Origin of the sequence: Rhodovastum atsumiense, from assembly GCF_937425535.1 — a bacterium.
GTDB classification, from domain to species: domain Bacteria; phylum Pseudomonadota; class Alphaproteobacteria; order Acetobacterales; family Acetobacteraceae; genus Rhodovastum; species Rhodovastum atsumiense.
This window is the reverse complement of record NZ_OW485606.1, coordinates 1-13,063: the sequence shown is the minus strand read 5'-3', so window position 1 is coordinate 13,063 and position 13,063 is coordinate 1. Positions and strand designations below refer to the sequence as shown.

The following is a 13,063-nucleotide window of genomic DNA, read 5'->3' as shown; positions in this document are numbered from 1 at the left end:
ATCCAAGCAAAGCGCCATTGACGAGATGCCCCCGCGGACCGAGATCGGTCGAAGTGCGCCGAGGTCCAAATGAACCGCTGGCATCTACCTATCTGGCACAACCGCATCCTATTCGCAGAGGGGTTTAAATTTCACAGAGCCGTTATGTTGCGTACAGTTACGAATATAGTGCCGAATACCTAATCTCCATTTATCGTGGAAAAATTTCCCACAATAACTATGCACATTCCACCGCATGCACACGAAGCAACTATGCTTGCGCGTCAAATATGCCCGGCTGCACGAGCTTGGGCGTCGATTTAACGGCAACAGTGGAGCGGACTATTTTTTCAATCCGTTCTCTCCATGTCTCGGGATATACAGCAAGTGCGTGCGACCCCTCCCCGTTCGTCTTTGGCCGACGCTCTAGTCGCGGGCGGGTACCGGTCATATGCTGCCACAATTCTGCAACAGCGGCGCCGGCGGACCATGTGTGCGATGGTATGGGTTCGTATCCCAAGTCACGGAAAACATCTCGAACTGCTATCATTGGCAGGCCGTCCACAGCTCGGCCGCGGCGGTTGGGCGAGGCCGCGCTCATGGCACCAGCTCCCGAAGAATCTCGGCAGGAAAGCAACTCACGGAATACAAGCCGCCAAGCGCAATATTACCGAACACGAGTTGCGGCATAGTGCGTCGCCCTTGCGGCAGCCCCCACAGCTCGTAAAGCGCCATGCGCTCCGCGTGGCTGGGAACGGATACGTAGAGGAATGGTATGCCGTTTTCAATCAAGTATGCGCCCAGGGCGGTGCATTCGTCGCATCCGTCCTGGCCGTAGAGCAGGAAGCCGGCGTGCGAGCTGCGGAGGGCGATCCCCTCGGCGCCCGCGGGAGGGGCGGAGATCATCGGCTTCATCTCCCTGCGTAGCGGGGCGCGTTGTTCGTCAGCTCGGCCGTCTGCGCCGGCGTCAGCGTCGCGCTGATCGGCTCCGGGCGCGGCCGGCCCCAATGCCGCTGTCCCCAATGCGACCGGAAGCCCCTCGCGTTGAGGGACGGGTGCCCGCATTCGGGGCACACCAGCCGCTCGACGCGCTCGGCCGCGCGCACCTGGGCAAGCGCGGCCTCTGCCGCCTCCGCCCGCTTGTGCGCGTCCAGCACCAGGGCAGCGAGGCTTTCAGCCCGGGCCTCGGCCTGGGCGAGACGCACCACCAGCGAATTGCGGTCGGCCGCAGGGAACCCGCTCTCGGGATGAGGCTGCATGATCAGCCCTCCCTCGGCAGATCGGTCGCGATTCCTGCCTGCCGGCAACGATCCGCCAACTGCCAGAACGCGCGCACAGCCGTTTCCAGCTCCATCCGGGCTACGGCCAGGAGGCGTTCCACCCGGTCGGCGCGGCGCCCCTCCACCGCGAGCAGCGTGGACAGGCGCCCCATCTGCTCCGCCAGCTCCGCCTCGGCTGCTTCCGCGCGCTGGGTGGCGATGGCGAGCTGTTCGGCCAGCATGTCGGCCTGGGCCTCGGCGCAGGCGAGGCGCAGCTCCGCGTCGCTCGGATCCGGCTCGGCGATCAGGACGGGGGCCGGCCTCGGCCCGGTCCAGGCGGCGTGGAACGCGGCGAGGATTGCGTCCCGATCCTCGGCGGGGACGTGGAAGACCTCGGCGGGGACTTGGAAGAGGCACGGTAGGCGGTCTGTTGCGGCTTGATAGCTCTGCATTTTCTCAAAACCGTCTCATGCGCGGTGGCGTCTCAGGGGCGTCTCAGGAGGCTGAGACGGGGCGGGGCGAGGGCTTGGCCTGCTCGTCGGACAGGTCCACCAGGGCGGCGCGCTCGGCCACGAGGCGGCGCAGTTCGTCATCGGAGATGGAGGAGGCTGGCGCCTTGGGGGCAGCGGCGGCGCCGGCGTGGAGCTTGGCGTTCTCCTCGGCCAGCAGCCGCGCCATGGTGCCGTTCGGGTTAAGCGTCCGCCGGGCCTGGGCGCGGGCCTGATCGGTGCTGGCGTCAGGCGGAGAGCAGAGGCGCGCGAGCCGATCGGCGAAGCGTTCGGCCAGCTCGGGCGCGAGGGACCGGCGGAACGTGCGCGCCAGGGCGGCCGTGTGGGGCCTGCCAGCGGCGGCATCGGCTTCCAGGCGGGCGAGGTAGGCGGCCGGGTCCTCCTCCGGCTCCTGCGGCGCCGGCAGGGCCGCCTGGGCTGGCTTGGTCAACCGCCTCACCAGCTCGGCAAGCCGCCGCTCCTCGGCGCGCATGTCCACGGCGTATTCGGCCAGCGCCGGCTCGACCTTCGCAAAACTCGACCACCAGTGGAGCTTGCGGGCAACCTCGCGAACGCGCTCGATCGTGCAGCGGAACACCCAATCTTTTGCCTCCTCGCCGTCTTGGCGCGGGAGCACGGCGCGGAAGCAGATAGCCGGCAGGTCCAGCAGCCCGGCGAGGAGCTTGACGCCGTTGTCCAAGTCCTCCCCCTCGGGGGACCGCTCGACAGCAGCCGCGAACATGGAGGCCCATTTCAGGCGCAGCTCAAGCGAGGCAGGGGCCAGGACGATGCGCAGCGCGACCAGCCGCGCCTGGGCTTCCGGCAGGGCGTCCTCGGCGTCGGCGGGCATCCTGGGCGCGGCGTAGCTCACGAGGGGGGGCGCACCGGGCGTCGGGGCCGGGCGCTCGATCCGCACGAGCGGTCCGTCGATCGCCTGCATGGCGGCCGCCAGGAGGGCGCTGGGCGGCTGCTCGATGACGGCCTGGGCCTCGGCGGGCCGGAGAGGCACAAGGGCGCCAGAGGCTGTCCTGGCGGCCGCGAGCGGGTGAACGACAGGGGCACCCTGGGAGACGGTCGGGACGAGGCTTGCGATCGAGCGCATGTTCAGAACTCCGGCACGGACGTAATGCGCGCGGCGAGCGATGCGGCGGTCCTGGGGGCGCCGCGCCGGCCTGCGGATCGAGCGGCGGCGCGGAGCGGCTGGGCATCGTCAACAACATCGTCAACAACGACGGTGCGGGGGCCGCGAGCGCGCTTGGCGATGAGGCGCAGAACCGCGTCATCGAAGAACTTCAGGCTGCGGGGGATGTCCTCCCTCGCCTCCGCCCGATTGGAAAACGTCTCGCGGAACACGTCGCCGGCCATTCCGCGGACGGTGGCGGCATCGAACCCGCTCCGCTCGCCCGCGGTCAGCCAGCCCTCGGCGATCGTGCCGTCCATGGCTGTGGGGCAGAAGCGCCGGTTGTTCTCGCCGTAGGCGCGGGCGCGCTCGTTGTCGAAGTCCTCGATCATCCACACGGCCTCGGCGCGGTAGTGGCCGATGCGGGCCGGTGGGGACGTTGGGGGCTGCTCGGAGACGAGGGTGGGGCGCGGGAAAGCCACAATCTGCCCCGATTGGTGGGGGGCGTCCGGCGCCGGGGGCGCAGGAGGCGCGGGAGGCGGATTGTCCGCAGCGGCTGCGGCGGCCTCCTGCTCGTCCTCCTGCTCGGGCTGGTCGAGCGAGCTAGGCTGGTCTTCTTCGCCCAGATCCTCGTCGCCATCGGGGTCGCGCGCGCGTCCCCCCTCCTCTCCCTTCTTCCCTTTCTTAGATTCTTTCTCTTCTTTTGTGTTGGTCCCGCTTCGGTCCTTCTTCGGTCCTTCTTCGGTCCTGGCTTCGTCGTCGCTTTGGTCCTGGCCGGTTTCTTGTGGTGCCGCAAGGCCCTGATAAATTGAGTAATTTACGATGCGGATTATGGTCCCGGCGCGGTGGGGGCAGCGGTCCGAAAATACCTTGATCATACCGTCAGCGACCATGCGATGCAGAAGGCTGCGGATGGTGTTGCGGTGGAGGTCCCAATCGCTCGCCAGGGACCGCTCGGAGATCAGCAGTTCCCCAACCTCCAATTGGATCGGACCGAACAGCGTGCTGATGCGCCCGCGCCGCCACTGCGCCTCGTCCTTCATCCAGGCGAAAATCGCGGCCTCTGTTTTCGACCGGAACACGGGATTTCTCCACATGCGCCGGTACTGCCGGGTGTAACCGCCCTCCGGGTTCATCACGCCCCCCGCCCGCCTGGGGTGATCTCGGCGGCCCTGATGGTAAGGAAGCGCTCCACGTCATTCGCCCGGTAGACAACCCGGCCCCTGTCGTAGAACCATGGCAGCTCGTCACGGGTTGGGGCCGACGTGTTGCCGGGCCGGCGCCAGGAAACCAGCGTCCAATAGGACAGGCCCAGGACGGCTGCGGCCTCGTGCGTGTCCAGGGTTTCAACTGATGGTGCAAGGTGGTGCAAGGCTGCAACCGCGGGATTCCCGCCTCGGGTTTTCATCACGCCAGCTCCTCGATCAGAAGGACTGTTTTTTGATCTCCGCCGCGCCTCACGCGGACGGGGACGAGCTTCCTCTGCAAAACCTGGGGCGCATCGTCTGCGATGATGCCCAGGCCGTTGGGGTGTCGGACGATCGGTTTTCCGTTGGCGAAATATGGAACGCCGGGCTCAAGAAGGCAGTCAACGAGGTCTTTGGTGCCGCCCCACAGGTTTTCCTCGTCGGGAGAGCCGGTGGAGTACCGTTCGATGGTCAGGCGAGCGCGGGCGAAAGGTTTGGCCGGTCGCTTTCCTATCAGTTGCAGAGCGATGCGCCCGGCGAGCGAACACTTCTTCTCCCCCCGTGTGGCCCAATGCCTGCGCATCGCCACATTGAGGCTGGGCGTGACGTAGCCGGCCAGCTCGATCCGGATCATGGTCCGACCGTCCGCCGTGGTGGTGACGGTGGCCGTGTCCTGTTCGATGCCGGGCTTGCGGGGAGGGATTTTCATAGCGCGCGGAGTCCTTGCGCGCGCTGGGCCGCAGCTTCCGCCGCGCGTCGAGCGGCATCGGCCGCACGAAACGCAGCTTCGGCGGCGGTCGCCGCACGTTGCGCGGCCATGGCCGCAACTCTGGCCTCGGACTCCAAGGCGCAGAGCTGTTCGACATTCTCGCCCTGGGCCTTTTTCAGTTCCCAGGACTCCATGAAGGCGCGCACAAGAGCCGCCGTCTCTGGCTTGACAATGCGCGGGCGCCGCCTGTTTCGTCCCTGGCCGCGCAGCGCGAACACAAACGACGGGTCGCGCACAGCCTCTCGGCCGAGCCGGGTGGGCGTCATCTCCGGGTTTCGGGCCAGGAAGCCCTCGACTGTTTCGATCAAAGCGTCCATGGATAGGATCATACGTTATCCTATCCGCTCAACGCAATCCCATCCATGCGTCCGATAGCGGGCCGCCATCACCTATCGGCGTGTCGCGATAGCGACAGCGTGAGCGAAAACCGAAACGAGCCCCCGAATGTTGACACGGGCCAACCCGAACAGCCTTGCTTTTCCGTTCGCCTTCCTATGCTTATAAACGCCCTATGCCCATGGAGAGGACCCTATTCCGATGGTAAGTAAACCGCGCAAAAAGGGGACGCCACCCTGCCCGGTTCGAACCTTTATTTTGCGGAGAGTAAAAGAAATCGGCAGCAACTTGGGAGAACTTTCAAGAGCACTGCGCCGTAACGATAGCTATGCGCAGCAGCTCGTTTGGAAAGGAAGCCCGAGATTCCTTGATAGGGCAAATAGGGAAGCAATGGCTCGGCTACTCGGCGTGGAACCTGAGAACCTAATTATTCCAGAAGACGGAGTAACTTGGGAGCATCCTGTTCCAAATACACCTTTGTCTAGAGAAGAGGCCGAGCGTCTAGGGACTCTGATGCGCGAAGAGGCCCTAAAAGCAGAGGCTGAAAAAGCAGCGGCCATTCTAAGAAGTGCGAACGCTGGCAAGGAAAACGGTAATGTCGTCTCTGCAAGCTATGGAAGCGGCAAGTCGCACATGGCCTCCACCATCACGAACACATTGATGGAAAATGGGAAAGCCTCTCAAGCCGCTCAAGAGCCGTCTAAAGTCTCTCAAGACGCTCAGGGAGGCCCTCAAGACGCTCAAGCGCCGCAGTCCTCTTTGCCGCCCATGCACGCACTCCCCTCTGAAGTGACCTACGAAATGGCACCTATGGGCGGGTCGCTCCTTGGTGACGTTCCACAGTTTACCGATGCAGACGAGATCGTTCCTCCGCCGGGAGGTTGGCCCGTGCGTCCAGCAGGGATCGCTTTGGGAGGCGCGAGCTTCGCCTTGTGGATCACTCAACCCCGAGGGCGCCTAAGAGCCGACGTTGTCCTTGTGAGGGCCGGGCAGCCTCCTCGCGTTGGCGACCTAGTCGTCGTCCTCGAAGGAAAGCGTGTCGCCGCGGTTGGAGAGATGGTGGACCTAAATAATAAAGAAGCGACAGTCACTCAGGGAGATAGAGCTACAGGAGACGACAAGAGGGTCTTCGAGCGTGGGTCAGTTCAGCTTCTAAAGATCGCAGCCGCTGAGTTCGCATAATTTTGATATCGGAATATTATTATATACAGAGGATAGGTTTTTAACGCTACGCTGGGGAAGGAGATCGCCATCCCAGCCTGTAGGATATAGGCGCTCTCTCCCCAGTGATTGACCGATGGTAAAATACCCTATCCAGCCATCCTATTCCGTCCTATTGTTCTCCCGCAGCAGACGGGCAGGAGGACAGCTAGGCCATGGCTATGCAGCCGGGGTGCTACAGCGGATATCCAGAAGCAGAGTACCACGCCTCTGAGGGGCTTTCGGTCAGCCGCCTGAAGAGACACAGAAAAGCGGCGCTCCTCTCGACGGTCGAGCAGGACGAGGAGACGCGGGACCAGAAGCTGGGAACGCTGATCCATTGCGTGGCCCTTGAGCCGGACAGCTTCGCCAAGCGGTTCGTCATCAATGACGACAACCGCAATTCCAACGCCTTCAAGGCGGTGAAGGCGAAGGCGGACGCGGATGGGAAGGAAGTCGTCAAGCAGCAGGATTACGACAACGCGCGCCGCATCCGCGACGCGATCATGGCGCACCCCGAGGCCGGACGAATCCTTGCCCCAGGCCCCAGCCTCCTCGTTGAACAATCCTTCTATTGGGTTGACCCGGCCACAGGAATCCTTTGCCGGGGCCGGGCCGACGCGATCCGGCTGGACTGGCGGGCGATCGGCGACCTGAAATCGACCGAGGACGCCAGCGCGGAAGGATTTGCGAGAAGTTGCACTAAATACCTATATGATTGGCAACAAGCCTACTATCAGGAAGGCATCGAAGCCTCGTGCGGCTGGATGCCTGAAGCCTTCTTCTTCATCGCCGTGGAGAAGAAGCCGCCGTTCCTCGTCAAGCCGTGGGTGATCCACCCTGACGACGTGGATCGCGCCTATGACGAGGTTTGCGAGGCCCGCGCGCATTACCGGCGCTGCCTCGACGCAGGCCACTTCCCGGGCCTGGGCAACGACGTGGGCACGCTGCGGATCGGGTTCCGCACCCCTGCCAACTACATCGAGCCCTCCCCCGAGGCCGCGCCGGAGACGGTGCGCCTGATCGCCGCCTGATCTCATTTCCCCCGAGGAGAAAACCATGTCTCAGACCATCACCAACGGCACCCGCCCGACCATGGCCCCGCCGCGCAACCCCGCGATGGGGATGCCGCAGGTTTCCCCGGCCCAGGCGGTTGTCAGGCGGCCGGCCGCGGCCTCCGCCCCTGCCCCGGAAGCATCCATGCCCAACATCACCATCGGGTTCGGCAACCTCGCAGCCTTCGAGTTGACGCAGCGCATCGCCAAGATGTTCGCCAATTCCGGCCTTGTGCCGGAGCAATACCGCGCCGTGATCCGCAAAAAGACCGGGCGGGATGAGGAGTATGTAGAGAATCCGGCGGCCATCCCGAACTGCGTGATTGCGTTGAACATGGCCCAGCGGCTCAATGCCGATCCGCTGATGGTGATGCAGAATTTGCACATCGTGGAAGGCCGGCCGTCATGGTCCGCGCAGTTCATGGTCGCGGCGGCGAATAGCTGCGGCCGCTTCACCCCGATCAAGTATCGAGTGACACGCGGAGAGGAGCGCGAGGTCGAATACGTCGTCACGGGCTGGCGCGACGGGGCCAACGGCCGGCGTGAACGCTACGAGGAAAAGCGCAAGGCGCGCGTGCCCGACCTGCGGTGCGTCGCCTACGCCCACGACAAAGCCACCGGCGAGCTGCTGGAATCCCCGGAAGTCTCGATCGAGATGGCGCTGGCCGAGGGCTGGTATCAGCGCGCCGGCAGCAAATGGCAGACCCCGATGCGCGAGCAGATGATCCGCTATCGCGCGGCGACCTTCTTCTGCCGCCTCTACTCGCCAGAGCTGCTGATGGGCCTGCCCAGCACCGACGAGGCGGTCGAGATCCTCGACGCGGAGCGCGACGCGCAGGGCGAGTGGGCGATCCCCGACACGGAGCCGCCGGCGGCGCCCGTCGAGGAGCCGCAGCCGCAGGCGGAGAGCGCCGCCGCGCCAGAGCAGCCCACCGGCGCGCCCACGCCGCAGGGTGGGCAGGAGGCGCCGGGCAACGGCCAGGGCCACGCCCAGGCCACCGCCAAGGCCCAGACCCAGCCCCCGGCCAATGCCAAGAGAGAGCCGCCGCACGACCCCGTCACGGGCGAGGTGCTGGGCGCCGAGGCCGAGGGAGGAGGCGGAGAGGAGTGGCCCGTTGTGATCGACCAGCAGACCGGTCAGGAGCGCCCGGCCACGCCGGAGGAAGCCGCAGAGCTGCGCGCCATGATGGCCGATCCGGCGGCACAGGAGGTCGAGCGCGCCGCCAGGGAGCATGAGGCGCGCCACCCGTCGCCCCGCAGCTCCGGGCGGAGCCGAAACAGCAACCGCCCGACCACCGGAACCCTGCCGCTCAACGACGACTGAAGCGCGAAAAGGGGGAGGACCGCCGCCCTCCCCCTTCCCTGGGAGCCCGCCGCCCCCCCCGGTGACGGCGGGTTTTCTGTTCTGTCAGCCCAGCACCGCGGCCAGCGCGCTTTCGTCCAAGAGGATCCCCCCGTGGACGGGCGAAGAGATCATGGAGAGCAGGTCAGCGCGGGCGCTCTCGACAAGCCGCCATTCATGATCCAGCCCGGCAGGAGAGGCATTCTGCTGGGCGTAGCTCAGAGCCAAAGACACCTTCGCCGCGACCGAGGAAATCATGGTCGCCCGGGTGTCGATGATTTTCTCCTCGATGTTGTCAAGGACAGAAAAGGCGGCGGCATTTGCCTCCTCGTCGGTCGGGGTCCGGTCAGCCAATTCCTTCGCGCAGAGAGATTCGGTTCGGGCAAGAGCGTCTTTGTGCAGTTCAAGGAGAATGGCGACCAGCATCTCAGAACAGGCTCCCACTTCCGTCCGGATGAGAAGGCCACTCCTTCCTATTCCGGACCAGATTTCCTAATATCTATCTGCGCATAACTTAACGCGACATCACAAAAACGTGATGCAAGCAACTGATACAATTCAGTCACAGTGTATTTACAACTGCAAAGACTAACAATCAGGAAATCAAACCGGGTATGGAAGGAACTGGACCGAGCCCGCGGAGATGAATTTGATTCCGCAATGCATGCAGCTCGTCTCGCAGCGTCCGCACTTGTTCTTCCGCAGACCGCCTGGAGTCCCGCTCCCGGTCCACCTCCTCGCGCATTTCTTCCAGCTCGCCGCGGATGGTTTTCACCACTTCCAGCAGCTCGCGGAACCCGGCGTCGCGATCGACTTGCCGCGCCGCCACTGCGGCCTGGGCTTCCGCCGCGCGCTGGGCGCGGCGTTGCAGCAGCCAGTTGGCGAGCTGCGTCAGCCCCACGCCCAGCCCTCCCGCTATGGCCTCTGTCGTGAAGCCGCCCAGGCCGAAGAAACTGCTATCGGCCATCCCGGCGCGCCCCCGCAGTGAGCCACCGACGCGCGGGCGTTGCCGAGAGGACGGGCATCAGGTCGCGACCACCGCCTTGAGCTTTCGAACCTCCGGCCTCTGCCGCGCGTCGCCGTTGACGGTCAGGCGCACCACCGCGGTCGCCGGATTATAGCCGGTGATGCGGTGGGTGCGGTCCATCCAGCCGTCCCCTATCGGCGTGGCGGAGATGAACGGCACTGTCGTCCACGGGCCATCGCCATCTTCGCCGATCTCGATCGTCAGATTGGAGGTGCCCGGTAGTAGGGCTTCAAAGGTGACGACGATGCGCGATCCGGAGCCCGCCACCATGGCGCGGGAGACGTAGTCGCCGGTGTTGGACCTGCGCGCGCTGACGAGCTGGATGTCCTTGTGCAGCCTGGGCGTCGCGTCCGGCTCGCCGGACAAGACCGCCGCCCACTTCACCGTGCCGGTCATCTGCGACGGCAGGAGGACGATTTCGCCCTCGCCCACCGTGACCACCGAAGCGTCAGGCAGCGTCAGCTCGAACACGCAATCGCACAGCGCCGTGGGACGCTCGATCGCAGCCAGCACCATCAGCTCGTCGGCCTGCGTGATGGTGACATCCGGCAGGTTGATGCGGGTGTTGTTCGACGCGGTCGGGGTGCGCAGCAGCCGGAAGGCCAGATCGGAGTCTTGGTGCGCCGTCCATGTCGAGCCGTTGGACGAGGAGAGGCGAACGCCGATCTGATATGGCTGGCTTGTCACCCACTGCTGCGCCGCCACGTCGAATTTGCCAAGCTCGGCCACGGAGATGGCCGTGGTGGCATCGTCGCAGCCGATCACCAGGGCGTATTCGCGTCCGGCTTCCAGCCGCACCGGAGGCCAGGAGAAGCGATACCACTGATCCGTCAGCAGCGTGCTCGTCTGCACCACGGCATTTGCCACGACTTCGGACGTGGGCCAGCCGTTCTCACAGGTCCGGATCTCGGCGAAGGTGCGGCCTGTCGTGCCCTTGGCGCAGAACCAGACATCGCAGCCGGAGATCAAGGCCGGCGAGTTGAGCGTGAATGTCTCCGCCTGGGGATCATACCGCTCGAAAAATTCCGTCGTGGTGGTGCGGATGTTCTGCACCGCCCGCAGCTCCGTGACGGAGATTTTCCCGCGGCCGACGAATGTCGCGCTCGCTTTGGAGCCCCCGCGCCCCTGGAACTTCACCAGCTTCGATCCGACCGGGACATCGACCGGGATGGTGAACTGGCCGACCACCCGGCCCTGTGCATTCGCTTGGATTGCCATCGGTCAGGCTCCGGTTAGGCGGCGGTGAAGGTCATGGGGCGGCCGTCGAACTGCACCACATCCAAGAACTCACCCGGGCCGAACCCCGAGAGCGTGAACTTGATGTTGATGGGCCGCAGGAATTGCGCGTCCTCTTGCCACTGGCGCGTGACTTCGGTCTGCCAGTCCACAACAACCTGCGTGGTGGTGCCCGTGAACCGGGTCAGCAGCCCCCACGATGGCCCCCATTCCTGCCGGCGCGTCTGCTGGAAGATGCGCGTCACCATGCTCGTCCAGACGGTGCGCGATTCCGTCCAGAAGTCGGTCGCCGGTTCGAGCACGGCCGAGGCGGGGATCGGCTCGAAGGCGTCGTAGGGGTTCACCTTCATGCAGCTTGTGCGAAGCGTCTGCGCGATCACCGGCGCAGTCGCGGCATTGTTCATCGGCAGGGTTGCCGTGCCCGCCAGGGAGACGGTCGCGACATGCACATCCACGAGCGGCAGCGTCAGGATGCCGTCGAATACCGCGCCCGTCTGCGCGATGCCCTGATCCCGCTTGGTGTCATCGAGGAGGGGATCAACGAACAGGCCCCGCTTGTTCGTCGGCTCGCTGATGGCGATTTCCGTCTTGAGGGCCTGTTCCCCGACCAGCACCCCGAGCTGGTCAATCTGCCGCTGCATCGCTTCGAGCTGCGACATGGGGAGCATGTGGGTGCCGTCGTTGGACACCGATCGGTCGGTTGTCCACGTCTGCGTCACGGTGGCGACCGAGAGCAGCCCAGGCGGCACCATGGGCGCCACCGGCGAGCTATCGTTCGGGATGCCCTGCACCCACTGCACCATGCCGACGCCATCGAGGCAGAGGCGGTCGATGCGGGGGCGCTTCCAGCGATAAGTGATCTGCGTGACGCTGCCGGGGACAGCACCAGCCACAGTGAAGCCAGCAGCGTCCACACCGGTTGGCGTGACCGGAGCCACGTAGCGGTAAACCACCGTGTAGGAGCTGCCCGGGGCGGGCTCGGTGCCGGACAGGGACCAATCGACCTTGTCCGATGTCAATTTATAGTCTGTTCCGGCCACGAATGTCGTGCCGCCGCTGAACGTGCTGCTGCCAGCCTGCCACGTTCCGCCCTGGTTGACCGCGACAATGCTCAGAACCGGGCTGTCCGGCAGCGTGTCCTGCGCGCCGGTGAATGCGCCGTGCTGGAAATTTGTCAGCACCCGCTGCGCGACGATGAGCACCTGATCCACCGCGGCGACGGGACCATGGTTCAGCGTCACCCGTTCGCTGCCGCCGGTGGCGACGTGGGGTTCGGAGATGACGGTTTTCAGGTCCGGCACCGCCGCATAGACCACGCGCCGCGCGTGCGGGATCGTGACCTCGCGGCCGTCCACGCGGGCCACGCCCTCCGCCATGGAATAGACCTGCTCCCCCGTGTCCGCATCGGCGAGCTGCGTCACCCGGAGGCCGGAGGAGACATACATGCCGCCGGCGGACTGCCGATCGTACGAGGCGATGGCGAGCGCGACCGCGTCGATTTGCGGCGGCGGCTGTTGCGATTGCGGAATGCCATCTACAATCGTATACACCGGGTAGAACTCGCCCGGCGTGCCGTCGCCGGCCCGCGCCCAGCTCGTGTCCACCCGGAGGCGGGCCGCGCCCGGCTCGTTGTTGTTGCGCACGCCAACGGCAGGGTCGCGGAGCGTCGGGTCTTCAAGCTCGGTCACGACCACGTCGTTGAGGGCGATGCCGACTTGCACGGTCCCGATGACGGGGATGGTCAGGGTGCGAGGCGCCACGCCGCGCACCGCGCCCCGCACGTAGACCGCGCCGCCTTCAAGCTGGCAGGCCCCGGTGTTCACATCCACCAGAATCCCGCAGTCGCGAATAATCGCTCCGTCCTTGAAAAGAACGTCGGCGATGCGCTTCAGGCGGTCCTGAATGCTTTGCTGAATCTCGTTGAACTCGGCGCTCTGCAAGACCTTCCCGGCCCTGCCCAGGTGTCGCTCGTAGTTCTTCGAGGCATCGAAGCGGGAATAGTATCCCGCGGGCATGGTTGCCATGGGGGATATTCCCTTACAACTCTAGCACAAACTCGTATGAC

Annotated in this window: 16 protein-coding genes; 3 read left to right on the top strand and 13 right to left on the bottom strand. The window is 65.2% G+C overall.

All coding sequences use genetic code 11. The features are described 5' to 3' along the window. Nucleotides 1–576: 576 nt before the first annotated feature. The 8 genes from NBY65_RS32355 to NBY65_RS32320 are packed head-to-tail and all read right to left on the bottom strand — an operon-like array spanning nt 577 to nt 5,119. Entirely contained in the window at nt 577–885 is a 309-nt protein-coding gene (locus NBY65_RS32355; protein ID WP_162530580.1) for a glutaredoxin family protein, read from the bottom strand. A gap of 5 nt (nt 886–890) precedes the next feature. Then, nucleotides 891–1,238, bottom strand: a complete 348-nt coding sequence (locus NBY65_RS32350; RefSeq protein WP_162530581.1) for a hypothetical protein — start codon at nt 1,236–1,238, stop codon at nt 891–893. 2 nt (nt 1,239–1,240) lie between these two features. Beyond that, nucleotides 1,241–1,690, bottom strand: coding sequence for a hypothetical protein (locus tag NBY65_RS32345; protein WP_150041331.1), 450 nt, complete (start codon nt 1,688–1,690; stop codon nt 1,241–1,243). A 43-nt stretch (nt 1,691–1,733) separates the two neighbouring features. Continuing rightward, nucleotides 1,734–2,828 (bottom strand): hypothetical protein, encoded by a 1,095-nt coding sequence (locus NBY65_RS32340; RefSeq protein WP_150041332.1) that lies wholly within the window; start codon nt 2,826–2,828, stop codon nt 1,734–1,736. Between the two features lie 2 nt (nt 2,829–2,830). Then, nucleotides 2,831–3,982 (bottom strand): helix-turn-helix domain-containing protein, encoded by a 1,152-nt coding sequence (locus NBY65_RS32335; protein WP_162530582.1) that lies wholly within the window; start codon nt 3,980–3,982, stop codon nt 2,831–2,833. Further along, complete coding sequence (locus NBY65_RS32330; protein ID WP_250266048.1) at nt 3,982–4,254, bottom strand: helix-turn-helix domain-containing protein; 273 nt, start codon at nt 4,252–4,254, stop codon at nt 3,982–3,984. The genes NBY65_RS32335 and NBY65_RS32330 overlap by 1 nt, the downstream gene beginning before the upstream one ends. Continuing rightward, a complete protein-coding gene (locus NBY65_RS32325; protein ID WP_150041334.1) occupies nt 4,254–4,742 on the bottom strand; it encodes a hypothetical protein in 489 nt (162 codons plus the stop codon). Before NBY65_RS32325 ends, NBY65_RS32330 begins: the two co-directional genes overlap by 1 nt. Continuing rightward, entirely contained in the window at nt 4,739–5,119 is a 381-nt protein-coding gene (locus NBY65_RS32320; RefSeq protein WP_150041335.1) for a hypothetical protein, read from the bottom strand. Before NBY65_RS32320 ends, NBY65_RS32325 begins: the two co-directional genes overlap by 4 nt. A 427-nt stretch (nt 5,120–5,546) precedes the next feature. Here NBY65_RS32320 and NBY65_RS32315 point away from each other — a divergent pair, with 427 nt between their 5' ends. Together NBY65_RS32315 and NBY65_RS32310 are read left to right on the top strand one after the other, a co-directional pair. Beyond that, the gene (locus tag NBY65_RS32315) at nt 5,547–6,320 is read left to right on the top strand and encodes a hypothetical protein (protein ID WP_150041336.1); all 774 of its coding nucleotides are present in this window, start codon (nt 5,547–5,549) and stop codon (nt 6,318–6,320) included. Nucleotides 6,321–6,514: 194 nt separating this feature from the next. Continuing rightward, on the top strand, nt 6,515–7,372 hold the full coding sequence (locus tag NBY65_RS32310; RefSeq protein WP_150041337.1) for a PD-(D/E)XK nuclease-like domain-containing protein: 858 nt from the start codon (nt 6,515–6,517) through the stop codon (nt 7,370–7,372). Nucleotides 7,373–7,402: 30 nt separating this feature from the next. Here NBY65_RS32310 and NBY65_RS32305 read toward each other — a convergent pair whose 3' ends face one another. Beyond that, nucleotides 7,403–7,540, bottom strand: coding sequence for a hypothetical protein (locus tag NBY65_RS32305; protein ID WP_162530583.1), 138 nt, complete (start codon nt 7,538–7,540; stop codon nt 7,403–7,405). On the opposite strand from NBY65_RS32305, the gene NBY65_RS32300 reads away from it, so the two are divergent. Continuing rightward, nucleotides 7,539–8,717: a recombinase family protein gene (locus tag NBY65_RS32300; protein ID WP_150041338.1), complete on the top strand. Its 1,179-nt coding sequence runs from the start codon at nt 7,539–7,541 to the stop codon at nt 8,715–8,717. The genes NBY65_RS32305 and NBY65_RS32300 overlap by 2 nt on opposite strands. Before the next feature lie 84 nt (nt 8,718–8,801). Here the strand turns inward: NBY65_RS32300 and NBY65_RS32295 are convergent, their stop codons facing one another. From NBY65_RS32295 to NBY65_RS32280, 4 genes are all read right to left on the bottom strand, one after another. Next, nucleotides 8,802–9,161 (bottom strand): hypothetical protein, encoded by a 360-nt coding sequence (locus tag NBY65_RS32295; protein ID WP_150041339.1) that lies wholly within the window; start codon nt 9,159–9,161, stop codon nt 8,802–8,804. A gap of 169 nt (nt 9,162–9,330) precedes the next feature. Continuing rightward, nucleotides 9,331–9,702 carry a hypothetical protein gene (locus tag NBY65_RS32290; RefSeq protein WP_150041340.1) on the bottom strand — a complete coding sequence of 124 codons (372 nt, stop codon included), beginning with the start codon at nt 9,700–9,702 and terminating at the stop codon, nt 9,331–9,333. A gap of 57 nt (nt 9,703–9,759) precedes the next feature. Further along, entirely contained in the window at nt 9,760–10,950 is a 1,191-nt protein-coding gene (locus tag NBY65_RS32285) for a hypothetical protein (RefSeq protein ID WP_150041341.1), read from the bottom strand. Between the two features lie 44 nt (nt 10,951–10,994). Then, the gene (locus tag NBY65_RS32280) at nt 10,995–13,022 is read right to left on the bottom strand and encodes a DUF4815 domain-containing protein (protein ID WP_150041342.1); all 2,028 of its coding nucleotides are present in this window, start codon (nt 13,020–13,022) and stop codon (nt 10,995–10,997) included. Nucleotides 13,023–13,063 lie beyond the last annotated feature (41 nt).

Excerpts from the sequence above, each read along its gene's own strand:
- NBY65_RS32305 (WP_162530583.1), bottom strand. The coding sequence starts at position 7,540 with ATGGATGCTTCCGGGGCAGGGGCGGAGGCCGCGGCCGGCCGCCTGACA.
- NBY65_RS32335 (WP_162530582.1), bottom strand. The coding sequence starts at position 3,982 with ATGAACCCGGAGGGCGGTTACACCCGGCAGTACCGGCGCATGTGGAGA.
- NBY65_RS32340 (WP_150041332.1), bottom strand. The coding sequence starts at position 2,828 with ATGCGCTCGATCGCAAGCCTCGTCCCGACCGTCTCCCAGGGTGCCCCT.
- NBY65_RS32310 (WP_150041337.1), top strand. The coding sequence starts at position 6,515 with ATGGCTATGCAGCCGGGGTGCTACAGCGGATATCCAGAAGCAGAGTAC.
- NBY65_RS32345 (WP_150041331.1), bottom strand. The coding sequence starts at position 1,690 with ATGCAGAGCTATCAAGCCGCAACAGACCGCCTACCGTGCCTCTTCCAA.
- NBY65_RS32290 (WP_150041340.1), bottom strand. The coding sequence starts at position 9,702 with ATGGCCGATAGCAGTTTCTTCGGCCTGGGCGGCTTCACGACAGAGGCC.
- NBY65_RS32355 (WP_162530580.1), bottom strand. The coding sequence starts at position 885 with ATGATCTCCGCCCCTCCCGCGGGCGCCGAGGGGATCGCCCTCCGCAGC.
- NBY65_RS32350 (WP_162530581.1), bottom strand. The coding sequence starts at position 1,238 with ATGCAGCCTCATCCCGAGAGCGGGTTCCCTGCGGCCGACCGCAATTCG.
- NBY65_RS32280 (WP_150041342.1), bottom strand. The coding sequence starts at position 13,022 with ATGGCAACCATGCCCGCGGGATACTATTCCCGCTTCGATGCCTCGAAG.
- NBY65_RS32325 (WP_150041334.1), bottom strand. The coding sequence starts at position 4,742 with ATGAAAATCCCTCCCCGCAAGCCCGGCATCGAACAGGACACGGCCACC.
- NBY65_RS32320 (WP_150041335.1), bottom strand. The coding sequence starts at position 5,119 with ATGGACGCTTTGATCGAAACAGTCGAGGGCTTCCTGGCCCGAAACCCG.
- NBY65_RS32330 (WP_250266048.1), bottom strand. The coding sequence starts at position 4,254 with ATGAAAACCCGAGGCGGGAATCCCGCGGTTGCAGCCTTGCACCACCTT.
- NBY65_RS32295 (WP_150041339.1), bottom strand. The coding sequence starts at position 9,161 with ATGCTGGTCGCCATTCTCCTTGAACTGCACAAAGACGCTCTTGCCCGA.
- NBY65_RS32300 (WP_150041338.1), top strand. The coding sequence starts at position 7,539 with ATGCCCAACATCACCATCGGGTTCGGCAACCTCGCAGCCTTCGAGTTG.